Origin of the sequence: Bacillus sp. 7_6_55CFAA_CT2, assembly GCF_000238655.1 — a bacterium.
In the GTDB taxonomy this organism is placed as follows: Bacteria; Bacillota; Bacilli; order Bacillales; family Bacillaceae_G; genus Bacillus_A; species Bacillus_A cereus.
Map to the genome: position 1 here is coordinate 225,379 of NZ_JH414711.1, position 26,038 is coordinate 251,416.

The following is a 26,038-nucleotide window of genomic DNA, read 5'->3' on the forward strand; positions in this document are numbered from 1 at the left end:
CTTTGTTTTTCATATGATTGAGTCAAGAAAAGCGAAATAAACAAACGAAAAGCGCTAAAGCGACTTTCATCTATAAAGAAGAAAAACAAAGGAGATGAAGAAATGACATTGGCAATTGAAATGAAAGATGTAATGAAAAGTTTCGACGGAAAAACGGCACTTGGAAATGTAAATATTGAGGTGAAGCAAGGAGAGATATTCGGATTCCTCGGACCGAGTGGATCTGGTAAGACGACAACAGTAAAAATTTTAACTTCTCAATTGCTTCATAGTGTTGGAACGGTAAGAGTATTAGGGAAAGATATTACAGGACCAAGTAGCATCGATTACAAACGAATTGGTATTTTAACAGATAACAGCGGCTTATATGAAAGACTTAGCATTTATGATAACTTACTATTATTTTGTGACTTATATGATTGCAAAAAAGAACGAATCGATGAAGTACTAGCACAAGTGAATTTATTAGATGATAAAAAAACACCAATAAAAAAATTATCAAAGGGAATGAAGCAACGCGTCACACTAGCAAGAGCAATCCTTCATAAACCAGATATCCTCTTCTTAGACGAACCAACATCTGCACTTGATCCAGTAAACGTACAAAACATTCATAAAATCTTAAAAGACTTAAATAAAGAAGGAACGACGATTTTCTTAACGACTCACAACATGGACGAAGCAGAAACGCTTTGTAACCGCGTTGCCTTCCTGTGTGGCGGAGAAATTGTAGCGCTGGATACGCCAGAGAACCTGCGCTTACAATACGCTAAGGATCAAATAGAGGTCGTATTAAAAGATAAGCAAAAAGAAGTAGTGCAAAAAGATGAATTAGGTGCAAAACGTATTTCAGAATGGATGAACAAAGGAGAATTACTATCCATTCATTCACACGAACCAACTTTAGGCGATATTTTTATTGAAGTTACTGGGAGGGGATTATAATGACATTTTCAATGAAACGGTTTTCGGCTATTGTAAGAAAAGAAATAAATGATGCAGGTAAAAACTCACAAGTTATATTAATGGCGCTATTACCTATTCTACTTGCTGTATTCTATAGTAATATGGATTCTATAAAAGAGTTCTTTGCAGGTTTTATTATTGTAATGACGATTACCATGGTGGGAAGTTATGTGCAAGCAATTATTATTGCAGAGGAGAAGGAAAAACACACGTTACGAGTATTGATGTTGTCTCCGGCAAGTCCAATAGAAGTTATTTTAGGGAAAAGTGTATTAACTGTATTTTTTGTACTAGCATCTAGTTTTATTAGTTTAGTGATTTTAGATACTTTTAAAGGAAATATTGGTATGCTAGTTATTATTATTTTAATAGGAACATTGTTATGTGTCGTTTTAGGTACTATAGTTGGCTTACTATCCCAAAATATAGCGCAAACATCTATATTGGGGCTTCCGATTTTTATAATATTCATAATGGGGCCGATGCTACAAGAAATGGTTAAGAATGAATTTATTATAAAAGTAGTTAATCTTCTTCCGACAAATCATGTTATGGAGGCATTGCAAAAAGTTATAAAGGGAGAAGGGTTTATTGCGATTCAAGAACATATTTTAAACAATACAATTTGGAGTATATGTCTTATCATTCTTTGTATTATTGTGTACAAAAAGAAACAATTAGACTAAAAACTGAGCCGAAACGCTCAGTTTTTTCTTTTTTCTATCATTTCCTCGGAAATTTTACAATTCTTATACATATTTTTACATATTTTGTCGAAAAGTAATTAGTTATACGTTGTATAGGATACGTGAATATTGTTCAAAATGATTGCTGAGGTGATGATGGAATGCGAGGAAGAAATAATAAAAAGTCGCAAAAGGTAGTACATTTATTTCAAAAAAGATGGGTGTTTCCGGCACTATACATTGCTTGTGCAGCGGTAATCTTAATGGTTGCGCTATGGTTCCAAGGAGCTAATCCGAAGAAGACTCCAAACCACGATCAAGCAACACCGTATACACAATCGGAAGATCCAGCAGTACCAGTAACAAAATCTTCAGAAGTAGTGAAAATGCCAGCTGCCGCGAATGCGGAAGTAGTCGTACAGAAGAAATTCTATGAAGATGCAGCAACTGAGGCGGAACAAGAAAAAGCACTTGTCTTTTATAACAACACATATTCCCCGAACAAAGGAATTGACATTGCTGCGAAGAATGGAAAAGAATTCAATGTTGCTGCTGCTTTAAGTGGTACAGTAACGAAAGCTGAAAAAGATTCACTTCTTGGTTATGTTGTAACAGTTGATAGTGGAAATGGTGTAGCGGTATCTTATCAAAGCTTAGGCAGTGTGAAAGTAGAAAAAGGTGCAAGAGTTGCACAAGGTGAAGTATTAGGAACATCCGGTCTAAGTGCAATGAATAAAGAGGCAGGTTCTCACGTTCACTTTGAAGTACGTAAAGACAATGTGGCTGTGAACCCTGAACGTTACTTAAATAAATCAGTAACAGAAATTAAAGCTGATGCAGGTGCTGCAAAGGCTACGAATGCTTCTGGTAAAAAAGCTGATGACAAATCTCAAAAAGAAGAGAAGTCAACGAGCACGAAACCTGAAAGTAAAACAGAAGACAAGTCTCAAAAAGAAGAGAAATCAACAAGCGGTTCAACTAGTGACAAAAAAGAAGAACCGAAGAAGAAGAAAATCAACAAATGGTTCTACAGAATCATCTAACGATTCTTCTTCACAAGAGTAATAAAGTGAAAAAATCAGTTCCCACTAGGGGAGCTGATTTTTTTATTTTTATATAAAAATACTCAATTTCGAGAAAAAAGTTGCAATAACAAGGAAAAATGACGAGATTCTCGAATATATATTACAAAAGGGAGGGGATACTGTGTCATTTTTGTTTGTTCTGTCGACTGCTATTATTTTATTGTTTGTTTTATTCACTTTATATTATTATATTGCCGGTAAGAAAGAGGTTCCCCACCATCAATTATTAGAAGAAGAGTTTGAAAGAGAAGAATGACGCCTTATATATAAGGTGTCATTTTTTTTCGCCAAAATAGTCACTGTTAACGTATTTCTCACAAAAAAATGTAATTTTTCTTAACTTAGTCCGCAAAAATAGTGAACATGTAGCATATATCAGTAGTGCGGGCAATACAATGGTATAAACCAAAGCAAAGAGAGTGTTTGAGGTGAGAAATCGTGAATCATTTCATTATAAATCCAAGAATGTTTAACGCTTACAAACAGCACTCACACTTACTTCTTAGTCGTATGCAGCGAGGCTCATTTCACCCTTCTCACATCCAAATTAGGGAGGCGAGTGGTGTGCACGATTACATCAAAGAGAGAACTATCAAGATTGGTAAGTATATCGTGGAGACAAGAAAGACAGTGCGTGTCATTGCAAAGGAATTTGGGGTATCAAAGAGTACAGTCCATAAAGATTTAACAGAACGTCTACCAGAAATTAATCCAGAGCTCGCAAATGAAGTGAAAGAAATTCTTGATTATCATAAGTCTATTCGTCATTTAAGAGGGGGAGAAGCAACAAAACAAAAGTATAGAAAAGAAGATGTAGAGAAGCCTGTACGTCAATAATGTTACAGTAGCAAACATTCCGTTCACATTCGGTAATATTTTTCAGAAGAATTCTTTTTGCGAATATTACGTTTCTGTTAAATTTATGATAAAATCAGAAATTAGGTGAAAAGAATTCGGGTGTAACCTGATTTTGAATATCGAGGAGGAAAAAACGGGAATGTTTGCGCGAGATATCGGAATTGACCTAGGTACGGCTAACGTATTAATTCATGTTAAAGGTAAGGGTATTGTATTAAATGAGCCATCTGTTGTGGCAATTGATCGTAATAGTGGTAAAGTATTAGCAGTAGGTGAAGAAGCGAGAAGCATGGTGGGACGTACGCCTGGTAATATTGTAGCAATTCGTCCACTTAAAGATGGTGTAATCGCAGACTTCGAAATTACAGAAGCAATGTTAAAGTATTTCATTAACAAATTGGACGTAAAGAGCTTCTTTTCAAAACCTCGTATTTTAATTTGTTGTCCAACAAATATTACATCAGTAGAACAAAAAGCAATTCGTGAAGCTGCTGAACGTTCAGGTGGTAAAACAGTATTTTTAGAAGAAGAACCAAAAGTAGCCGCAGTTGGTGCTGGTATGGAAATCTTCCAACCAAGCGGTAACATGGTTGTTGATATTGGTGGAGGTACAACAGATATCGCTGTACTATCTATGGGTGATATTGTTACCTCTTCCTCTATCAAAATGGCTGGCGATAAGTTTGATATGGAGATCTTAAACTATATTAAACGTAAGTATAAGCTATTAATCGGAGAACGTACTTCAGAAGATATTAAAATTAAAGTTGGTACAGTATTCCCAGGTGCACGTAGCGAAGAACTTGAAATTCGCGGACGTGACATGGTAACAGGCTTACCACGTACAATTACAGTATGCTCTGAAGAAATTACAGAAGCATTAAAAGAAAATGCAGCTGTTATTGTACAAGCTGCAAAAGGTGTATTAGAGCGCACACCACCAGAATTATCTGCAGATATCATCGACCGCGGTGTTATTCTAACAGGCGGTGGAGCTTTACTACACGGTATCGACATGCTTCTAGCAGAAGAACTAAAAGTACCAGTATTAATTGCTGAAAACCCAATGCACTGCGTTGCGGTTGGTACAGGTATTATGTTAGAGAATATCGACAGATTACCAAAGCGTGCTTTGAGATAATTTGAAAGAACTAAGGCTGGTGCCTTAGTTCTTTTTTTCGTTTTTATATTTTTTTATTTTGTTTTTTTGCGAAAATGGAAGGAAAATAGAGAAATATGAAGGAAACAGGTAAAATATTCATATATATGGTTAAATTTAATATTTCCTTAATTGAAAACGTTTATAATATAATGAGTCGAATACGACATTAAGGCAAATAATGTTTCAATACATATTGCCTTTCCCTAATTTGGGCATACACTCTTTTCCACCTCCGTGTCAGTTGCAAAAATGTGCAACTATTTTAATGGAATAGAGTGTGTGCATTTTTTTTAGGAAGTTGTGCTAAATATAAAATGTTACTTTGTAATGACAAACAATAAACAAAATGGGATAATAGCAATATGTCCAAGTGGTAAGACCAATATTACAAAAGGGGCGATTGTTACATGCTAAATATAGAACAAATTAAAGAAATCATTCCTCACCGCTATCCATTTTTACTTGTTGATAAAATATTAGAAGTAGATGAAGGAAAAAGAGCGGTTGGGATTAAAAATGTATCCGCAAACGAAGAATTCTTTAACGGACACTTCCCTGACTATGCAGTTATGCCTGGTGTACTTATTGTAGAAGCATTAGCGCAAGTCGGAGCAGTTGCGGTATTAAAGAAAGAAGAAAACCGCGGAAGACTTGCTTTCTTTGCAGGTATCGACAATTGCCGTTTCAAAAAACAAGTACGTCCAGGTGATCAGCTTCGTCTAGAAGTAGAAATGACACGCGTACGCGGCCCAATTGGAAAAGGAAAAGCAATCGCAACAGTAGATGGTGAAGTTGCATGTGAGGCAGAAATTACATTTGCAATTGGTGATAAAAAAGAATAGAGAAAAATAAAAAAATCTCCTTGTGAAAAGACAAGGAGTTTTTTTGTTTACTTCTATATAGCGATGAAAAGATAATATACAAACTAATCAGAAAATTACTTGTAAATAGATGGTAATTACCATATACTTACTTTATTATTTATCTAGAAAACAGGATAAGTGATAAAGGTAATAAAGAAATAAGGGCATTGTCATATTGTTAAGGTACTTAAATAAGACAAAGTAGAATGTTATTGATTATGATGAGATGTGGGGAACTCAGCAAAAATATTAATTAGACGTATGAAATCGAGCATAAGAGAGAGAAAAGGGAAATGTCGCATTTCACAAAAGGAGATTATGAATATGTTCGGGAGAAAGAAAAGAAAACCATTACGACAATTAATTACACATAAAGAGCCTAAATCGCGTATTACAGAACAATACCGTAACATTCGTACAAACATTGAATTTACATCTGTAGATAATCATGTTCGTTCTATTATTGTTACTTCAGCCGATCCAGGTGATGGGAAAACAACAACAATCGCAAACTTAGCAGTTGTTTTCGGACAACAAGGAAAGAAAGTTTTATTAATTGGAGCTGACTTGCGGAAGCCGACGATACAAAACTTATTTGCTATTCATAGTTCAAATGGGTTAACGAACCTATTATCAGGACAAGCGAAACTCGTGCAATGTATTCAAAAAACAGATATAGAGAACGTATACTTAATGGCAGCAGGTCCAATCCCGCCAAACCCAGCAGAACTATTAGGGAGCCGGGCAATGGACGAGGCGTTGCTAGAAGCATATAGCATGTTTGATATTATATTAATCGACACACCACCTGTCCTTGCGGTTACAGATGCACAAATACTTGCGAATAAATGTGATGGAATCGTACTCGTTGTACGAAGTGAAAAGACAGAAAAAGATAAAATCGTAAAAGCGAAACAAATATTAGATAAAGCATCAGGCAAACTACTAGGTGTTGTTTTAAACGATAAAAGAGAAGAAAAAGAACAGTATGGTTATTACTAAAATATGAAAAAGCCAACAAAAATTTTGTTGGCTTTTTTGTTTTCTAAAAATTATTTATCAAGTTATACAGTGTAAAAAGTATGATATGATAAAATTTTTGGGAAATCATTGGAATGTGTTGTCATATTTAAGATTATTTTGTAAGATTAAACTTGTTTCTTGTGAACAAATATAAAACTCAATTATTAAAAATAAAAAATGTAAGATTTATATGTTATAATTTTTCCTATGTGTAAATTTTAGAAAGTTGGAGGAACCTATGGAAGAAACAATTAGTTTAAAAGAGTTATTTCATATCTTAAAAAAACGTTTAGCAATGATCCTCGTAATCGCCTTTGGTGCAGCTATTGTAAGTGCTATCATTAGCTTTTTCTTCATGACACCAATCTATCAATCTTCGACGCAAATTCTTGTTAACCAGAAAAAGCAAGAGGGAACGGCAATTCAGTTAGGGGAAATTCAATCAAATATTCAATTAACGAATACATATAAGGTTATTATTAAAAGTCCAGTAATCTTAGAACAAGTGAATGAAAAATTAAATTTAAATATGACAGCTCAAGCACTAACAGGAAAGATTAATGTTGCAAATGAAAAGGATTCACAAGTAATCTCTGTAACAGCTGAGGATAAAGATCCAAAACTAGCTCGCGATATTGCGAATGCAACGGCAGATGTATTTAAAGGTGAAGTTGCAAAAATCATGAACGTTGATAATGTAACAGTACTGTCAAAAGCAGAAGTTGCAGAAAATCAATCACCGATTAAACCAGCGCCTATGCTTAATGTAGCAATTGCTTTTATTGTTGGTTTAATGGCTTCGGTTGGTCTTGCATTCTTACTAGAGTACTTAGATAACACAGTGAAAAAAGAAGAAGATGTGGAAAACTTACTTGGCTTACCAGTATTAGGGATTGTAGCTCGTATGGATGAAGAAACAATGAACGTGAAATCACACGCTCCATCATCAAGAAAAGTGAGGGGACAAACAATTGGCTCTTAATTTATTTAAAAAGAAAAAGAATCATCGTCAACGCCGTCAATTAATTGCTCATCAACAACCGAAATCACCAATTTCAGAACAATATCGTAATATTCGAACGAATATTGAATTTGCAGCTATTGATACGAATTTACATTCATTAATGGTCACGTCTGCAAACCCAAGTGAAGGGAAAACAACAACGACAGCTAATATGGCAGTTGTGTTTGCTCAACAAGGAAAAAAAGTATTATTAATTGATGCAGATATGCGTAAACCAGCAATGCACCAAATGTTCCAAGTAGATAACATTTTTGGACTTACGAATGTACTAACACATAGTGAACGTTTAGAAAAATGTGTACAAACGACATCTGTAGACAATCTACACTTTTTAGCTTGTGGTCCAATCCCACCAAACCCGGCCGAATTGCTAGGTTCGAAATCAATGAAAGAACTTCTTGGGCAAGCATACAGCATGTACGACTTAGTTATTTTTGATATGCCACCTATTTTAGCTGTTACCGATGCGCAAATTATGGCAAATGTATGTGATGCTTCTATTCTTGTTGTTCGTAGTGAATCAACAGAAAAAGAAACAGCGGTAAAAGCAAAAGGTTTGTTAGAATCGGCTAAAGGTAAATTGTTGGGCGTCGTTCTAAACGACCGTGAACGTGAACAAGGCCTATACTACTACTACGGTGCAAACTAATTTTAAAGTGAGATATGGTAAAAACATATCTCCTTTTTTCCCTTGAATATGAGCGATATCTCATATTCAAGGGAAAAAAGATCTTTATAGGAGAGAGGGAGGATGAAACAAATGATAGATTTACATTGTCACATTTTACCTGGTATCGATGACGGTGCACAGACAGTAACAGATAGTTTAGCAATGGCACAACAAGCCGTTTCAGAAGGAATACATACCATTGTCGCAACGCCACACCATCAAAATGGAAAATATGTAAATGAACGTACCTCAATTATTCATCACGTAAAACAACTAAATGATGAACTACAACAACATAATATTCCACTTACCATTTTACCTGGGCAAGAGGTCAGATTATATGGCGATTTATTAGAAGACTATGAAGCTGGTAAAATCGTTACTTTAAATGAAACAAATAAATATATATTCATTGAATTCCCATCAAATCACGTACCTCGTTATGCAGAACAACTACTATATGAATTGCGCGTAAAAGGAATGATTCCAATTATCGTTCATCCGGAACGTAATGCCGAGTTAATCGAGCGGCCAGATAAGTTATATAATCTTGTAAATAAAGGTGCATTAACACAAGTGACAGCAGGTAGTTTACTTGGGAAATTTGGAAAAAAATTAAAAAATTCTCACTACAGCTTGTAGAACATAATTTAACACATATGATCGCATCAGATGCACATAACACGACATCAAGAGGATTTCATTTAGCGGAAAGCTATGAACTAATAGAGAAAGAATACGGTTCAAGTGTTATGAATGATTTAAGAGAGAATCCATATTTAATAATTAGCGGGAAAGCAATTTATAAAGAAGATCCAGAACAAATTCGCCGTAAAAAGTTGTTTGGCATCTTTTAAATAAAGAACAGGTGATGTCTCCTAACCGTTATCAACGGAGGCACTCGGTCGTGCTGTGGGTAGAAATTTTTATTTCGAACCTACCTTAGACGCTTGTCGTCGGGAGTATGACGTGAGGATGGGTTAGATGCCCATAATTTATTTATGTTAGAAACTCTACTTATGGAGTTGTAAAGACGACTCTATAGGTAGGGTTTTTGTTATTGTTACATATGGATATAATAATATGTCTGGGGGTACTAGATTTGAAAAAAGTAAGAAAAGCAATTATTCCAGCTGCGGGACTGGGGACAAGGTTTTTACCGGTAACAAAGGCAATGCCGAAAGAAATGTTACCAATTGTTGATAAACCAACAATTCAATACATAGTAGAAGAAGCGATAGAATCAGGAATTGAAGATATTATTATTGTTACTGGAAAAGGTAAACGTGCCATTGAAGATCATTTTGATCATTCCTTTGAATTAGAGCAAAGCTTACTAGAAAAAGGGAAGCATGAGATGCTTGAGAAAGTACAAGCTTCTTCAAAAATTAATATTCATTACATAAGACAGAAAGAACCAAAGGGTTTAGGGCATGCAGTATGGTGTGCACGTAAATTTATTGGAAATGAACCATTTGCGGTATTACTTGGTGATGATATTGTGCAAGCAGAAACGCCATGTTTGCGCCAATTAATGGATCAATATGAGGGAACACACTCATCCGTTATAGGTGTACAAACAGTGCCAGAAAACGAAACACATCGTTACGGTATTATCGATCCAGTTGAACAAAATGATCGCCGTTATCAAGTGCGTCAATTTGTGGAAAAACCAGCTCAAGGAACAGCACCATCAAATTTAGCAATTATGGGACGTTACGTATTAACGCCAGAAATCTTTATGTTCCTTGAGAATCAACAAACAGGTGCTGGTGGGGAAATTCAATTGACAGATGCAATTCAACGATTAAATGAAGTTCAACGTGTATTTGCTTATGACTTCGAAGGTACACGTTACGATGTTGGGGAGAAGTTTGGATTTATTAAGACCACGATTGAAATGGCACTTCAAAATGAAGAATTAAAAGTTGATTTAATGGAATATATGAAAGAACTTGTAAAAAAAGAAAAGGTACATTCATAAGAGAATGTCCTTTTTTATTATCAAAATAAGATATGAATTGTATAAAGAAGGGAACAGGTATATTGAGTTATCGAAAACGGCTCTCGTTATTAATTTTATTAGATTCATTTATCGTGTTAACTGCTGTTTACTTAAGTTATTGGTTCATACATCCCAATATATTAAGTAAAATTCCTGCGACAGTAGTTATTAGTTCGATTACGTTATTATGTAGTCATCATGTTTTTGCAGCTATTTATAAGTTGTATAACAAGGCTTGGGAATATGCAAGTATTGGGGAATTAAAACAAATATTTAAAGCAATAACGCTATCAATTATAGTAACAGCAATTGTTCAACAAATTATTAATCACGATATTTATGTTCGAATTTTAGCAATCGCATGGATGCTACATTTATTATTAATCGGCGGCTCTCGCTTCGTATGGCGTATGTTCCGTGATACATATATTGCGAAAGCAACTGATAAAAAACGAACATTAATTATTGGTGCAGGTTCAGCAGGAACGATGGTAGTACGTCAATTACAGCATAATAAAGAAGCGGATCTGTATCCAATTGCGTTTGTTGATGATGATAGAAATAAGCAAAAATTGGAGATTTATAATGTGCCGGTTGTTGGTACAACAAATCATATCCAAGAAATTGTAGAAGATAATGATATAGAACATATTATTATTGCAATCCCTTCCTTAAATAGAAATCAAATAAACGAGATCTTTGAGAAGTGTAGAAAAACGAAGGCGAAAACGCAAATTGTACCAATGCTTGAAGATCTTTTAGATGGCAAAGTTTCTGTTAATGAATTCCGAGATGTACAAGTGGAAGATTTATTAGGAAGAGAGCCGATCCAATTAGATGATGCAGGAATTGGAGAGCAAATTACTGGTAAAACAATTTTAGTAACAGGTGCTGGTGGATCAATTGGATCAGAAATTTGTCGTCAAGTGATGAAATACAAACCCGTTAAAATTGTTCTTTTAGGACATGGTGAAAACAGCATTTATAATATCGAAATGGAAATGAGAGTTACCTATCAAGATACAGTTGAAATTACAACAGAAATTGCTGATGTGCAAGATCGTCATAAAATCTTTGAAATAATGAAAAAGCATCAGCCATATATCGTATATCATGCGGCTGCACATAAGCATGTTCCTTTAATGGAACGTAATCCTGAAGAAGCTGTGAAAAATAATATTTTTGGCACGAAAAATGTAGCTGAAGCGGCAGATACATTTAAAGTAAATACGTTTGTAATGGTTTCTACAGATAAAGCTGTAAATCCAACCAATGTAATGGGAGCTACAAAGCGATTTGCAGAAATGATTGTGCAGCATATGGCATCTGTTAGTACAAATACACGTTTTGTTGCCGTTAGGTTTGGTAATGTCCTTGGGAGTAGGGGGAGTGTAATTCCCTTATTTAAGAAACAAATTCAAAAAGGTGGACCTGTAACTGTTACGCATCCGGATATGATTCGTTACTTTATGACAATACCCGAGGCTTCAAGGTTAGTGATTCAGGCGGGTACATTGGCTAGAGGTGGAGAATTATTCGTATTAGATATGGGAGATCCAGTAAAAATTGTGGATTTAGCTAAAAACTTAATTACTCTTTCAGGTTACTCTATTGAAGATATCAGAATTGAATTTACTGGATTAAGACCAGGGGAAAAAATGTATGAAGAGTTATTAAATGAAGGTGAGATACACCCAGAGCAAATATTTCCTAAAATTCATATAGGAAAAGCTGTTTTAATGGATCAAGAGATTTTGAGACAGTTTATGAATGATTTTGAGGGGATGCGTAAAGAAGAGATAAGAGAGAGATTATTAGATATTGCGAATAATAAGATGTTAAAAAAGAAAAATTGATAGTGAAGAGAAAAAATTAGTAAATAAAATAAGTTTTGAATTATAAAGTATATAATTAGGACGGAGAAAAATGATATATAAATTATATTTGAAAAGAATAATAGATTTTATCATTGCGCTAATAGGTTTGGTAATATTATTACCCATAATTTTAATATTAATTGTTTGTATAAAGATCGATTCTAAGGGACCAGTGTTATTTAAGCAACGTCGAATTGGAAAAGAGAAAAGGGAATTTTATATTTTAAAATTCAGGACAATGAGAATAGATACACCGAAGGATACACCGACACACCTTTTAGAAAATCCAGAGGTTTATATTACGAAATTAGGTAAATTTTTACGGAAAACAAGTTTGGATGAATTACCACAAATTTTAAATATTATTAAGGGAGAAATGAGTATAGTTGGTCCTAGACCAGCACTTTGGAATCAGTATGATTTGATAAAAGAGCGTGATAAACATGGAGCAAATGATATTCTTCCTGGTTTGACAGGTTGGGCACAAATTAATGGAAGAGATGAGCTACCAATTGATGTAAAGGCTAGTCTCGATGGTGAATATGCTCAGAAGATTAGTTTTTTGCTTGATGGTAAGGTATTTTTGAAAACAGTAGTCAGTGTAGCAAAGAGTGATGGAGTTAAAGAAGGAGCTAGAAAATAATTTTATAATTTAAGTTGGGGATAATTAGATGAAGATATTGATTACAGGCAACACCAGCTATGCTGGTAGAAGTTTGGAGAAATGGCTTTTGCAATGGCCCGATAAGTATTTAATTGATTTTGTTTCCTTAAGAAATGAAGAGTGGAAAGATAAAGATTTTTCTTTATACGATGTGGTTTTTCATGTAGCTGCAATTGTTCATCAGAAGGAAAAACCTGAAATGGAAGAACTTTATTATAAGGTAAACAGGGATTTAACTATAGAATTAGCTAATAAAGCTAAGAATGCAGGAATAAAACAATTCATATTTATGAGTACCCTTTCTGTATATGGTCTTGTTGGAACGGTTGGCAAAGAGGTTATGATTAATAAGGATACACTGTGTTGTCCAAATAGCTTTTATGGTAAAAGTAAGCTTGAAGCCGAACAACTGCTTGAAAAAATTCAAAACGAGAACTTTAAAGTTGCAATTTTAAGAGTTCCTATGATTTACGGACCTAATTGTCCAGGGAATTACGGGCAATTAAGGTGGATTACAGAAAAGACACCAGTGTTTCCAGCGATAAATAACAACAGAAGTATGATTTTTATAGATAATTTATCTGAATTTATAAGGTTATTAATTGATAATCAAGACCATGGATTGTTTTTTCCACAAAATCAAGAATATATTAATACATCATATTTAGTCAGGTTAATTGCAAAGGAAAAGAAAAAGAATATGTATTTATCAAAAATTTTGTCTTTGGGTATTAATCTATTAGCAGTACGTATTAAGGTTATTAACAAGGTCTTTGGGAATTTAACAATTGATTCGAAATTATCTAATTATAGCGACTGTAAATATTGCGTTGTTGATTTAGTCGAGTCAGTTAAACGTTGTGAAAAAATATAGAAATAGGTGCTGAAGTTTGAAGAAAAATGTATTGATAATGTGCCAATATTTTTACCCAGAATATGTTTCATCTGCTACGTTACCAACAGATTTAGCAGAAGACTTAATTGGAAAAGGACTTTCAGTAGATATTCTTTGTGGTTATCCTAAGGAGTACTATGAAGGAAAAGAAGTGCCAAAAAAGGAGCAATACAAAGGCATTAATATATCTAGAGTTAAATATACAGAGTTTAATAATAAGTCTAAGATAGGAAGGATTGCTAATTTCTTTTCATTTTTTATGTCGATGTTATTAAGGTTTCCAAGTCTATTTAAATATGAGTGTGTGTTGGTATATTCTAATCCACCTATATTGCCACTAATACCATATTTAATATCTCGTATTACAAAGACAAAATTTATTTTTGTGGCATTTGATATTTACCCAGATAATGCTCTAAAACTTGGAGCGATAAAAAAGGATGGATTTATCGAAAAATTAATGAAGAGTATTAATAAAAGAGTATATGGATATGCATCAAGTGTAGTTGCATTGGGAAATGAAATGAAACATTATATGCTTGAACAAGGACTGGTTAGTGAAGAGGAAAAAATTAAGGTTATCCCAAATTGGTATAGTGATAATAAAATTACAGATAATGATATTGTTTTTAACGAGGAATTTAAAGATCTAAGAGAAAAATGGCCATTCATTGTACTGTATAGTGGTAATATGGGAACCGCGCAGGATATGGATACAATCCTGGAATGTATATCTATGTTAAAGAATCGTGAAGATATTTTATTTATCTTTACTGGACATGGTAATAAGGTGAGCTATGTTAAAGAGTATTTAAATTCTAATGAAATAAAGAATGCTAAGATAGACGGTTTTTTATTAGGATCAGACTATATTGATATCTTAAAAATATCTGATGTTTGTTTAGTTAGCTTGGCAGAAGGGATTGAGGGTATCGGAGTCCCCAGTAAAACGTATGGCTATTTGGCTGCAGGTAAGCCAGTGTTAGCTATAATGTCAGATAAAACTGATATTGCTAAAAATCTACGAGAATATAATGCTGGTGGGAGTGTTATGCAGGGAGAGGCAGAGAAATTAAAAGTACTAATTATGAAATATATGAGTAATAAGGAGGGGTTAGAGGAAGCGAGTATTAACGCTAGAAAAATATTTGAAGATTTATATGATAGAAAAATTTGTACAGATATGTACTATCATATGATAATTGAAGCAATAAATAAGGGGAAACTCTAGAAGAATAAATCAAAGGGTATTTTAAAGATAATTAGATGGAGGTCATTATATTGTTTAAGGATAAATGTTTATTAATAACTGGTGGAACAGGTTCTTTTGGTAATGCAGTAATGGAAAGATTTTTAGATACTGATATAAAAGAGATTCGTATTTTTTCACGTGATGAAAAAAAACAGGATGATATGAGAAAACTTTATAACAATGAGAAATTGAAATTTTACTTAGGAGATGTAAGAGATTTAGCAAGTGTTAAAAATGCTATGCATGGTGTAGACTATGTTTTCCATGCAGCTGCATTAAAACAGGTTCCTTCATGTGAGTTCTTCCCACTAGAAGCAGTAAAGACTAACATTATAGGTACAGATAATGTATTGACGGCTTCTATAGAATATAATGTGAAAAAAGTTATCTGTTTATCTACAGATAAAGCAGCTTATCCGATTAATGCAATGGGTATTTCAAAAGCAATGATGGAAAAAGTATTTGTTGCAAAATCAAAAACAGTATCTCCAGAAAACACACTTATTTGTGGTACGAGATACGGTAATGTTATGGCTTCACGTGGATCAGTTATTCCACTATTTATAGAACAAATTAAAAAAGGGCAACCTTTAACGGTAACAGATCCTAATATGACAAGATTCTTAATGAGTCTAGAAGAGGCTGTAGAATTAGTAGTATTTGCTTTTCAAAATGCTGTAGCTGGGGATATTATGGTTCAAAAATCTCCTGCAAGTACTATTGGTGATCTTGCTCAGGCTGTAAAGGAATTATTTAATGTTGATAACGAAATTAAAGTAATTGGTACACGTCATGGAGAAAAGCGCTATGAGACATTGTTAACAAAGGAAGAATACGTGGTAGCGGAAGATTTAGGAGGTTTCTTTAGGGTTCCTGCTGATCGAAGAGATCTTAACTACGATAAATATTTTGAAGAGGGAAATCAAAAACTTACGACTGTTGAGGAATATAATTCAGATAATACACAAATTCTTGATATTGAACAAATTAAAGAAAAATTATTAGAATTAGATTATGTACAAAAGGAACTTGAAGAATGGAATAAATTGAAAGTTTATACAATGAATTAGAGGGGAGGGGATAATTAATGAAAATTCTTGTTACAGGTGCAAAGGGCTTCCTTGGAAAAAACCTTGTTGCCGAACTTAAAAATCAGGGATATAAAGATATATTTGAATTTTCTAGAGAAGATGATATTACACTACTTGAGAGATATACAAAAGAATGTGATTTTGTTTTTCATTTAGCGGGTGTTAATAGACCAAAGGATGAAAATGAGTTTATGGAGGGCAATGCTGGTTTTACATCTCAGTTGCTAAACTTATTAAAGGAATCTGTTAATAAGGCTCCTGTACTCATTACCTCATCTATTCAGGCAGAAAATAATAATCCCTATGGGAAAAGTAAAAAAGCTGGTGAAGAGCTATTATTTGAATACGCTAAAGAAACTGGTAGTAAGGCCTATATATATAGACTTCCGAATTTATTTGGAAAGTGGAGTAAACCTAATTACAATACGGTGGTAGCTACATTTTGTCATAATATTGCTAGAGGGTTAGATATTCAAGTGAATAATCCAGATGTAGAACTGAATCTTTGCTATATAGATGATGTGTTGGAGGAATTTTTTAAAGCTTTGAATCATACCCCAACTATACAGGATGATTATTGTTTTGTGCCTGTAACGCATAACATTAAACTTGGTGAGTTAGCTAATGTTATCAAAAGCTTTAAAGAAGGTAGAGAGAATTTAAGTATTTCAAATATGGGAGATGCTTTAACTAAAAAACTTTATAGTACATATTTAAGTTTTTTACCAGAAGATAAGTTTGTTTATGATTTAAAAATGCACAGTGATCATAGAGGGTCATTTACTGAGTTCATTAGAACACCTGAGCGCGGGCAAGTTTCTATAAATATATCAAAACCAGGAATTACCAAAGGGAATCATTGGCATCATACTAAAAATGAGAAGTTTTTAGTAGTGAGTGGTGAAGGTTTAGTACGATTTAGAAATATAGATTCAGATGATATTATTGAATATCGAGTGAGTGGAGAAAAATTACAAGTTGTTGATATACCAATTGGATATACACATTCAATTGTAAATGTAGGAGAAAATGATCTTGTTACAGTAATGTGGGTAAACGAATGTTTTGATCCGGAAAAACCAGATACTTATTTTTTGGAGGTATAGTTGATGAAAAAATTAAAAGTTATGACGGTTGTTGGCACAAGACCTGAGATTATAAGGTTATCAGCTGTCATTAACAAGTTAGAGGAATCGAATGCAGTGGAACATATTCTTGTTCATACAGGACAAAATTATGATTATGAGTTAAACGAAGTATTTTTTACTGATTTTAAATTAAAGAAACCTGATTATTTTTTAAATGCGGCAACTGGGACTGCTGTGGAAACTATTGGGAATATACTAGTGAAGATTGATCCTATTATGGAGGAAGTGGAACCAGATGCACTTTTAGTTCTAGGCGATACAAATAGTTGCTTATGTGCAATTGCAGCCAAAAGGAGACATATTCCAATTTTCCACATGGAAGCAGGGAATAGATGTTTTGATCAAAGGGTGCCTGAGGAAACTAATAGAAAAATCGTAGATCATACGGCTGATATTAATTTAACCTATAGTGATATTGCAAGGGAATATTTATTACGAGAAGGAATGCCGGCAGATAGAGTTATTAAAACAGGAAGTCCAATGTTTGAAGTTTTAAATTCAAGGAAAAATGATATTGAGAACTCAGATGTATTAGAAAGATTAGGGCTAGAAGAGGATAAATATTTTGTAGTATCTACTCATAGGGAAGAAAATATCAATTCGGAAACTAATTTCTTTGATTTAGTAGATAGTCTAAATGCAATTGCAGAAAAGTATAATATGCCTGTAATTGTAAGTACACATCCAAGGACTAAAAATATGATTGATACGAAAGGAGTTAAATTTAATCCGTTAGTAAGAACTTTGAAGCCATTAGGATTCAATGATTATGTGAAACTTCAAATCAAATCAAAAACAGTCCTTAGTGACAGTGGCACTATTAGTGAGGAATCCTCAATTCTTGGTTTTAAGGCACTCAATATAAGACAAGCACATGAAAGACCAGAAGCAATGGAGGAAGCATCTGTTATGATGGTGGGTTTAACAAAAGATCGCATTCTTCAAGGATTAGAAGTACTAGAAAGTCAAGAAAAAAACACATTAAGGCTTGTAGGGGATTACAGTATGCCAAATGTATCGGATAAAGTGCTTAGAATAATTCTTTCATATACAGACTATGTTAATCGAATTGTATGGGGTAAATAATAAACTCCTATTATGTATAACTTTTTATATTAAAACCGTTGGTATTAGTAAGTTTTCTTGGGTTTTAAAATGTTTATTATTAAAGTTTATAACCAAATTTAAATCCCAACTCCTTTATAGATGAGTTGGGATTTATGTAGTTGAGCTATGTAATTGTGTGAGAAGTATTTCTTTTATTTTAATTGATATTTTAAAATTATTATATCATCTTGGAAGATGGCTAATAGATTTATGCTTATTTAAGGGATAATTTCTAAATATAGGAGTGGAATTTATTAAAATTTTCCCTGAAGTTATCAATAAAATTGCTTAGGGAAAGGATTAGTAGTATGAATATTATGGTTTTTGATGTTCCAGCAGAAAATGGTGGAGCATTATCTATTTTAAATGATTTTTATAATGAAGTAGTTGAAAACAGCAGTGTAAATATTAATTGGTTTTTTGTATTAAGTACACCGAAGCTAGCAGAAACTGATAATATAAAAGTCCTTAATTTTCCATGGATTAAAAAAGGCTGGGGACATCGCTTATATTTTGATCACTTTATAGCACCAAAACTAGTTAAAGAATATAGAATTGATAAAGTAATTTCATTTCAAAATATTACAGTCCCACATACAAAGTGTGAACAAATTCTTTATGTTCATCAATCTTTACCATTTGTCGATTATAAATTTTCCGTTAAAGAAAATGGGTTGTTCTGGGTATATCAAAATATCATAGGGCGTAATATAATCAGTTCTATTAGGAAAGCGAATAAAGTAATTGTTCAAACACAATGGATGAAAAAAAAATGTGCACAAAAAGCTCAGGTTTTAGATAATAAAATTGAAGTTATACCACCGACTATAAATATAGGCAGATTAAAGCATTTTGAGCCTAATGAAAAAGCACTATCAACGTTTTTCTATCCTGCGAGCGCACATATATATAAAAATCATAGGGTTATTGTAGAAGCTTGTAAGCATTTGAAAAATTTAACGAATTTGAATTATGAAGTAATATTTACATTAAGAGGGGACGAGAATCAGTATATTGCAGATGTATATAAGGAAGTGCAAAGTCAACGTCTGCCTATTCGGTTTACGGGGGAAAAAACAAGAGAAGAAGTATTTGAATTATATACTAAGTCAATCTTACTTTTTCCTTCTTATATTGAAACCTTTGGCATGCCTATGCTTGAAGCGAGAAGATGTGAGGGAATTATAATTGCGGCAGATGAACCTTTTTCAAAAGAGGTGCTTGCTGAATATAAAAATGCAAAATTCTTTGATACTTTTAATGCAAAAGAATTAAGTTTACTAATGTATGAGTATCTACAAGGTCAGGCTGAGTATTATATTGCCTCTGAATTTGAGTACAGAAGAAATAATTCTAGAAGAATAATTGATGCTATAGAAGGTTCTTGTTAAAAAATAATTGTTAATTGAATTATGAAGAATAAAAATTATAGATGTATAGGTGTGGAAAATGAAAATTTTATATTTTGGTAGTCTTTGTGATAAAGAGTGGTTTGAGTCAATATCTAATGCCAAGGGACTTCCTTCAAGCGTCGCACAATATTCCTTTGAAAAAGCATTAGTAAATGGAATTTTAGAGAGTAAAGATGTTGATATGGAAATATATTACCTTTACCAAGAGCAATATTATCCTAAAGGAAGATTTTTAAAGTTTAAAAAAGAAAAAAGTGGTTAAATGATAAAAATATGGTGCGTTATTTATCCAATATTAATTTACCACTTATTAAGGAGATATATTCTGTGGTTCAGGGAGTATATTTGACCTTAAAATGGGGTCTGAAAAACTTTAAAGATAAAGAAAAAGTTATTTTGACACCATTTAATTACACACCTCTTTCCCTCGGAATCTATATAGCTTCAAAGTTATTGAGAATAAAGCGAGTAAACATTTTTACAGATCTTTCAAGCGATATAATGAATAATAATCGACAAAAAGAAATGCATTGGATAAAGAAAAATGTTCTTTCCACTTATAAGAGGTTAGTAGATTATATTGAACAGAATTATGATGGCTATGTTTTATTTACAGAACCAATGAATAAAAAGGTAAATTTATCAGGTAAACCATATATAGTTTTGGAAGGTATTTTTAATAATGATTTAGATTTATCACCTTTACCAAAGAGTAAAGCGATTATGTATGCAGGTACATTGGCCTTTGAATATGGTGTGAAAAATATTTTAGATGCTTTTGAACAAATAGAAGATAATGAACTTGAACTATGGCTTTTTGGTGATGGGGATATGAGAGAATATATTGAGAATCTAGCTATAAAAGATAAAAGAGTAAAATATTTTGGCTTCAAATCAAGGGCCGAAGTTTTTGAATATGAAAAAAGAGCTACTTTATTAGTTAATGCAAGAAATCCAGTAGATCAATATACAATGTATTCCTTCCCTTCAAAGACATTTGAATATATGGTTTCAGGGACTCCGTTTTTAACTACAAGATTAAAGGGTATACCACAAGAGTATGATAAGTATATATATTCAATAAATGATAGTGATATTAATTTAATTAAGAAAGAAATTGAAACAATATTATTGATTCCTGATGAAGAAATAAATAAACTTACTCAAGATGCTAGATTATTTATTTTAGAAAATAAGAATAGTAAGGTTCAAGGGAAGAAAGTTTTAGACTTTTTAAATGTTATGATAGATTGAGATAAGGGAATTGTGTGAGATCTTTGGTTATTAATACAATTTAAAGTGAATTTTTTAAAAGGGTGGGAATTTTGGGATTTTATATTTGGTTAACTATAATTTGTGTCAGCCTGTCTTACATTTCAACATTACTTAGTACAAAAAAGGTTAGTCTTAAGATAGTTAATAGTATTGATTTTATACCTTATCTTATACTGATTTTTATTACTGGATTTAGATATAATGTAGGAACTGACTATAATGGGTATGTTTTTAATTTCAACTACTTAATGAATAATGATATACCTCGAATTGAATATTCATTTAAATTTATTGTTAAGGTTGCCCATTTGATGGGATTCAATCAACAATTTATATTTTTTGTTTATGCCGCAATAACTTATGTATTTATTTTTCTTAGCGTTAAGTATTTTGATAGGGTTGCTAAATATAGACACATAATCACGTTATTTGTTCTACAGTATTTTCTATTTAATGGTTTCAATACAGTTCGACAAATGGTGGCTGTGGCTATCTTTTTCTATGCCATAAGATTTATTGTGAATAAAAATCTTATTCGATACATTATTTGGATACTGATAGCTAGTTTTTTCCATAAATCAGCAGCGATTTGTTTGATATTTTATTTTATATTAAATTTAAACATAAAAAAAATTGCGTTAATCTTAATGGTTTCACCTATTTTCTTAATAATGGATTTGGGTGATAAAATTTTATCATTATACGTTTTAATAACCGGTAATTATTGGTATGAACTTTATCTAACAGACTTCAACTCTAGCGTGGATGTATCTGGAGGGAAAGTGATGTTTATTTTATATGTTATTGCGCTTGTATTTGCAATAACATCAAATCAGATAGAACTTGAAAAGAATGAACAGATAATTATTAATCTTTTCATTTGCTATATTATAATTTTATTTACTACGCTATCTTCTGTTATTGCTACAAGAGTCTTGTATTACCCAATGGTATCTTTAGTAGTTGTTTTCCCAATTATAACCAAATATTTCCGTGGTAAATATGGCTCTATATTTTCAAGATATGTAGTTTTTATCTTTGCTACTGCTTTGTGGCTCAATTCTTTAATTGGGTATAAGGATTTATTTGAAGAAAATAATCTACTTAATTATTCTTTTAAAATATTCTTTTCTTAATTTTAATTTCTCATGATTTAAAAGTTATATAGTTATTTTTAAATCATGAGAAGTAATTAACCTTTGGTAAACACAGGGCTGTTATAGTATTAAAGTATATAATAAATTATTAAAAGTATTAGGAACTCGTTATAATTATATTTGGCATAAATAATATTAACGTTAACTTTAATATTATATATTTTTTGATAAATAAATTTTATATGTAGAGGTTATTTTTAATCTAGCATTCTGTTTAAATAATTATCTAAATAGGGTTTTAAGGAGAATTTTGCCCATGAAAATACTGTGGCTTACAAACATTGCTTTACCAGAGGCGAGTGTACTTCTAAAAGAGGAAGCATTGCCTTTTGGAGGATGGTTAGTTAATGCCTCTGAAGCATTGTCATTGAATAGTGACATTTCACTATGTGTTGCATTTCCAAATAATAGATTTAATGATATTCAATTATTATCTGGGGAGAAAATTAAATATTATACATTCCCATCTGTAAATAAGAATAATTTAAAAAGTATAGTTGAAAATCCATTTCTTGAGCAAATCATTGAGCAATTCAATCCAGATATTGTTCATATTTTTGGCACAGAGTTTGTGCATACACTTTCAATGGTAAATGTTTGCCAAAAGAAAAATATTAAGACTATAGTATCTATCCAGGGATTAGTATCTATTATTGCTAAACATTATATGCTATCTTTACCTATCATTGTTCAAAATCGATATACTTTTAGGGATTTACTAAAACAAAATAATATAAAAGGGCAACAGAGAGAGTTTATTAAGCGTGGGAAGTTTGAAATTGAAGCACTAAAAAAAGTAAAACATGTTATTGGTAGAACTACGTGGGATAAGGCATGCTCTACTCAGATCAATCCAAATGTGATTTACCATCATTGTAATGAAACATTAAGAAAAGAATTCTATAATCATAAGTGGGATATAAAAAGGGCGGAGAAATATTCTATCTTCTTAAGTCAAGGATCATATCCTATAAAGGGGTTGCATTTTATGATTGAAGCTATGCCTTTAATACTAAAAGTGTTTCCTCAAGCGAAGTTATACATAGGTGGTGTGGATATAACGAAGTCTAAAACCTTAAAAGAAAAAATAAAACTCTCATCGTATGGAAAGTATATCAATGAACTTATTAAAAAGTATAATATCCAAGAAAAAGTTATTTTTACTGGGTTATTAAATGAACAGCAAATGTGTGAGAAATATTTAGAGTCAAATGTATTTGTCTGTCCGTCATCTATTGAAAATAGTCCTAATTCTTTAGGAGAAGCGATGCTATTAGGTGTTCCTTGTGTTGCTTCGGATGTGGGAGGGGTGTCTGATATGCTAAAGCATAAAGAGGAAGGTTTTGTGTATCAAGTAGATGCTCCTTATATGCTGGCGCATTATGTGTGTGAAATATTTAAAAAAGATGAACTAGCGCTAAGGTTTTCTGAAAATGCAAGATTACATGCTTTACAAACGCATGATTCTAAAAAAAATACAAAACGCCTATTAGAAATATATAAAGATATCTTATAAAAGAAGGTATAAACATTGAAATTGAAAAATAGTTCTAAATTATTTTTAAAACGTATGAAGGGTAATGAAATTGCTACCAAAATCGTGAGCAATGCGGGTTGGTTGGTTGGGGATAAAGTTGTCACTATGATCATAGGTGTGTTTGTTATGGCCCTAGTAGCTAGGTATTTAGGGCCAGAAAAGTATGGCATATATAATTATGCTTTAGCTTATGTAACTTTGTTCACAGCTTTATCGACATTAGGTCTAGAAACGTTATCTGTTAAATCAATTGTGCATAAGGAGGAAGAAGAAGGGACTATACTTTTTACCTCTTTAGTTTTAAGGGTTATAGGTGGTATAGTTTTAACGTTGTTTACTAGTATAATTATTCGATTAGTTGCACCAAATGAGCCACTTGTTCATTTACTTGTAATGATTATGTCATTTACGATGGTTATTAAATCATTTGAAGTTATTGAATATTGGATACAAGCATATCAGAAGTCTAAAATATCTTCCTTGATTCGTATAGGTGCATATATTTTTTCTGCACTATTAAAAGTTATTTTTGTATTTTTCGAGGGGGATTTATTCCATTTATCTCTTATATATATGTTGGATTCGTTGATTATAGGGATAGCGTTGGTTATTGCGTACTTTAAAAACAGAACATCTTATACGAAATGGAAATTTAAATTTCAGTATGCAAAGAAAATATTATCTAAAAGTTGGTATTTAATTCTCTCAGGCCTGATGGTTACAATATATATGCAAATTGACAAAGTAATGTTAGGTTCTATGTTAACGGATAAGAAAGAATTGGGTATGTACTCAGCTGCGACTCAAATTGCTAGCATGTGGTATTTTGTTCCTTTAGCTATTATTACATCATTTCAGCCTATTATCATGAAAAAAAAATTAGATACACATGAGAACTATATAGGTACTATACAACTTCTGTATTCAATAATCGCTTGGATTGGAATCTTATTTGGTTTGCTCGTAATTGTATTTTCAGATTTTATAGTGTCTATTTTATACGGACAAGAATATAAAAATGCAGCGGATATAATTACTATAAGTGTATGGGCTGGTACTTTTGCAACACTAGGGTCCGCTAGGTCCATTTGGTTACTAGTTGAAAATCTGCAAAAGTACACGCTGGTTTATACTTTTGTTGGCCTTATAATAAATGTGGGATTAAATTATTTGTTAATACCTATTTATGGTGGCTTTGGTGCAGCTTTTGCGACTCTTATAGCGCAAGTCTTTACCAATGTAGTTACGCTGGCTTTGTTTAAAAAAACAAGAATTTCCAGCATTATGATTTTAAAAGCATTTTCTCCAAAATATCTATTTAAGTTAAGAAAGTTATAAATATCATATAATAATGGAGGGCGCTAAATGTTAGCTCCAGTAATAATTTTTGTGTACAACCGACCTGAACATACCATAAAAACAATAGAAGCTTTATCTGAAAATGAACTAGCAAGGGAGTCCGATGTCTTTATTTTTTCTGATGCGGCAAAAAATGAGGCTTCATTTGAAAAGGTAAAGGCAGTACGTGATTATATAGATACTATAGAAGAAAAAAAGTATTTTAAATCACTTACAATTAAGAAGGCTCAGGAAAATAAAGGATTGGCGAAATCGGTAATGAACGGTGTCAGTGAAATTATTAATAAATATGGAAAAGTAATAGTTTTAGAAGATGATTTGATAACCACACCCGATTTTCTAGCATATATGAATGAAGGATTAAATTATTATGATGCTTTAGAGAAAGTCTGGTCTATCAGTGGATATAATATACCAATTAGATTCCCTAAGAGTTATAAGAGTGACATTTATTATTCTTATAGAGGTTGTAGTTGGGGTTGGGCGACATGGAAGAATAGATGGGATCAAGTTGATTGGGATGTAAAAGATTATATAGAGTTTAAAAAAAATAGACGTTTAAAAAATCAGTTCAACCGCGGTGGAAGAGATATGTCAAATATGCTCGATGCCCAAATGGAAGGAAAGATAGATTCTTGGGCAATTCGTTGGTGTTATACTCAATCGAAAAAAAATATGTTTACGGTTTATCCAGTTAAGTCTCGAGTAAGAAACATTGGGCTGGATGGATCTGGAACACATAGTGGAATTACATCACATTATAATGTGGAAATTGATCAATCTTTAAGAAAATGTATTTTTAATAATCCAGATTTAAATCAAGAGATATTAAGGAATTTTCAGAATCATTATGGTTCTCGTTTAAATTATTATTTAACTAAACCAAAAAGTTACATCAAAAAGTTATTAAGGATGTGATTAA

General features: G+C 32.4%; 24 protein-coding genes and 2 pseudogenes. All 26 read left to right on the forward strand.

The features are described from left to right. The first annotated feature begins 102 nt into the window (after nucleotides 1-102). The 26 genes and pseudogenes from HMPREF1014_RS21740 to HMPREF1014_RS21860 all read left to right on the forward strand — a co-directional run bounded on the left by HMPREF1014_RS21740 (nucleotide 103) and on the right by HMPREF1014_RS21860 (nucleotide 26,034). Complete coding sequence (locus HMPREF1014_RS21740; protein WP_000170819.1) at nucleotides 103-945, forward strand: ABC transporter ATP-binding protein; 843 nt, start codon at nucleotides 103-105, stop codon at nucleotides 943-945. Further along, nucleotides 945-1,652, forward strand: a complete 708-nt coding sequence (locus HMPREF1014_RS21745) for an ABC transporter permease (RefSeq protein WP_000144419.1) — start codon at nucleotides 945-947, stop codon at nucleotides 1,650-1,652. The genes HMPREF1014_RS21740 and HMPREF1014_RS21745 overlap by 1 nt, the downstream gene beginning before the upstream one ends. 161 nt (nucleotides 1,653-1,813) lie before the next feature. Further along, a pseudogene (gene spoIIQ / locus HMPREF1014_RS21750) lies at nucleotides 1,814-2,717 on the forward strand (stage II sporulation protein SpoIIQ). A gap of 141 nt (nucleotides 2,718-2,858) precedes the next feature. Next, entirely contained in the window at nucleotides 2,859-2,993 is a 135-nt protein-coding gene (locus tag HMPREF1014_RS21755; protein ID WP_000008901.1) for a hypothetical protein, read from the forward strand. Between the two features lie 308 nt (nucleotides 2,994-3,301). Beyond that, nucleotides 3,302-3,574: a sporulation transcriptional regulator SpoIIID gene (gene spoIIID, locus HMPREF1014_RS21760; protein WP_000544012.1), complete on the forward strand. Its 273-nt coding sequence runs from the start codon at nucleotides 3,302-3,304 to the stop codon at nucleotides 3,572-3,574. 160 nt (nucleotides 3,575-3,734) lie between these two features. Then, the gene (locus HMPREF1014_RS21765) at nucleotides 3,735-4,736 is read left to right on the forward strand and encodes a rod shape-determining protein (protein WP_000457978.1); all 1,002 of its coding nucleotides are present in this window, start codon (nucleotides 3,735-3,737) and stop codon (nucleotides 4,734-4,736) included. 428 nt (nucleotides 4,737-5,164) lie between these two features. Then, complete coding sequence (gene fabZ / locus HMPREF1014_RS21770) at nucleotides 5,165-5,599, forward strand: 3-hydroxyacyl-ACP dehydratase FabZ (RefSeq protein WP_000931959.1); 435 nt, start codon at nucleotides 5,165-5,167, stop codon at nucleotides 5,597-5,599. Nucleotides 5,600-5,944: 345 nt separating this feature from the next. Then, entirely contained in the window at nucleotides 5,945-6,622 is a 678-nt protein-coding gene (locus HMPREF1014_RS21775) for a CpsD/CapB family tyrosine-protein kinase (RefSeq protein WP_000467948.1), read from the forward strand. A gap of 259 nt (nucleotides 6,623-6,881) precedes the next feature. Next, on the forward strand, nucleotides 6,882-7,625 hold the full coding sequence (locus HMPREF1014_RS21780; protein WP_000393160.1) for a YveK family protein: 744 nt from the start codon (nucleotides 6,882-6,884) through the stop codon (nucleotides 7,623-7,625). Then, nucleotides 7,615-8,316: a CpsD/CapB family tyrosine-protein kinase gene (locus tag HMPREF1014_RS21785; protein ID WP_001207150.1), complete on the forward strand. Its 702-nt coding sequence runs from the start codon at nucleotides 7,615-7,617 to the stop codon at nucleotides 8,314-8,316. The genes HMPREF1014_RS21780 and HMPREF1014_RS21785 overlap by 11 nt, the downstream gene beginning before the upstream one ends. Nucleotides 8,317-8,427: 111 nt before the next feature. Continuing rightward, nucleotides 8,428-9,194 (forward strand): annotated as a pseudogene (locus tag HMPREF1014_RS21790) (tyrosine-protein phosphatase). Between the two features lie 245 nt (nucleotides 9,195-9,439). After that, nucleotides 9,440-10,321: a UTP--glucose-1-phosphate uridylyltransferase BpsC gene (bpsC, locus tag HMPREF1014_RS21795; RefSeq protein WP_000757831.1), complete on the forward strand. Its 882-nt coding sequence runs from the start codon at nucleotides 9,440-9,442 to the stop codon at nucleotides 10,319-10,321. Nucleotides 10,322-10,383: 62 nt separating this feature from the next. Beyond that, nucleotides 10,384-12,198, forward strand: a complete 1,815-nt coding sequence (locus HMPREF1014_RS21800; protein ID WP_000122125.1) for a polysaccharide biosynthesis protein — start codon at nucleotides 10,384-10,386, stop codon at nucleotides 12,196-12,198. 70 nt (nucleotides 12,199-12,268) lie between these two features. Further along, a complete protein-coding gene (locus HMPREF1014_RS21805; protein ID WP_000639511.1) occupies nucleotides 12,269-12,862 on the forward strand; it encodes a sugar transferase in 594 nt (197 codons plus the stop codon). Nucleotides 12,863-12,890: 28 nt separating this feature from the next. Then, a complete protein-coding gene (locus HMPREF1014_RS21810; RefSeq protein WP_000697853.1) occupies nucleotides 12,891-13,757 on the forward strand; it encodes an NAD-dependent epimerase/dehydratase family protein in 867 nt (288 codons plus the stop codon). Between the two features lie 16 nt (nucleotides 13,758-13,773). Beyond that, complete coding sequence (locus HMPREF1014_RS21815; protein ID WP_000742547.1) at nucleotides 13,774-15,009, forward strand: glycosyltransferase family 4 protein; 1,236 nt, start codon at nucleotides 13,774-13,776, stop codon at nucleotides 15,007-15,009. A gap of 50 nt (nucleotides 15,010-15,059) precedes the next feature. After that, nucleotides 15,060-16,100 (forward strand): polysaccharide biosynthesis protein, encoded by a 1,041-nt coding sequence (locus HMPREF1014_RS21820; RefSeq protein WP_000471739.1) that lies wholly within the window; start codon nucleotides 15,060-15,062, stop codon nucleotides 16,098-16,100. Nucleotides 16,101-16,117: 17 nt separating this feature from the next. After that, nucleotides 16,118-17,227 carry a capsular polysaccharide biosynthesis protein CapF gene (locus HMPREF1014_RS21825; protein ID WP_000699353.1) on the forward strand — a complete coding sequence of 370 codons (1,110 nt, stop codon included), beginning with the start codon at nucleotides 16,118-16,120 and terminating at the stop codon, nucleotides 17,225-17,227. Nucleotides 17,228-17,230: 3 nt separating this feature from the next. Then, nucleotides 17,231-18,355 carry a non-hydrolyzing UDP-N-acetylglucosamine 2-epimerase gene (gene wecB, locus HMPREF1014_RS21830; protein ID WP_000734429.1) on the forward strand — a complete coding sequence of 375 codons (1,125 nt, stop codon included), beginning with the start codon at nucleotides 17,231-17,233 and terminating at the stop codon, nucleotides 18,353-18,355. A gap of 329 nt (nucleotides 18,356-18,684) precedes the next feature. After that, a complete protein-coding gene (locus HMPREF1014_RS21835) occupies nucleotides 18,685-19,767 on the forward strand; it encodes a glycosyltransferase (protein WP_001024417.1) in 1,083 nt (360 codons plus the stop codon). 58 nt (nucleotides 19,768-19,825) lie between these two features. Next, complete coding sequence (locus HMPREF1014_RS32260) at nucleotides 19,826-20,050, forward strand: hypothetical protein (RefSeq protein ID WP_000699789.1); 225 nt, start codon at nucleotides 19,826-19,828, stop codon at nucleotides 20,048-20,050. Between the two features lie 65 nt (nucleotides 20,051-20,115). Continuing rightward, nucleotides 20,116-21,042 carry a glycosyltransferase gene (locus HMPREF1014_RS21840; protein WP_009327440.1) on the forward strand — a complete coding sequence of 309 codons (927 nt, stop codon included), beginning with the start codon at nucleotides 20,116-20,118 and terminating at the stop codon, nucleotides 21,040-21,042. A gap of 71 nt (nucleotides 21,043-21,113) precedes the next feature. Beyond that, complete coding sequence (locus HMPREF1014_RS21845; protein ID WP_000508261.1) at nucleotides 21,114-22,199, forward strand: EpsG family protein; 1,086 nt, start codon at nucleotides 21,114-21,116, stop codon at nucleotides 22,197-22,199. A gap of 277 nt (nucleotides 22,200-22,476) precedes the next feature. Then, nucleotides 22,477-23,736 (forward strand): glycosyltransferase family 4 protein, encoded by a 1,260-nt coding sequence (locus HMPREF1014_RS21850; RefSeq protein ID WP_000699780.1) that lies wholly within the window; start codon nucleotides 22,477-22,479, stop codon nucleotides 23,734-23,736. A 15-nt stretch (nucleotides 23,737-23,751) separates the two neighbouring features. After that, complete coding sequence (locus HMPREF1014_RS21855) at nucleotides 23,752-25,095, forward strand: flippase (protein WP_000769229.1); 1,344 nt, start codon at nucleotides 23,752-23,754, stop codon at nucleotides 25,093-25,095. 27 nt (nucleotides 25,096-25,122) lie between these two features. Further along, on the forward strand, nucleotides 25,123-26,034 hold the full coding sequence (locus HMPREF1014_RS21860; RefSeq protein ID WP_000880840.1) for a glycosyltransferase family protein: 912 nt from the start codon (nucleotides 25,123-25,125) through the stop codon (nucleotides 26,032-26,034). Nucleotides 26,035-26,038 lie beyond the last annotated feature (4 nt).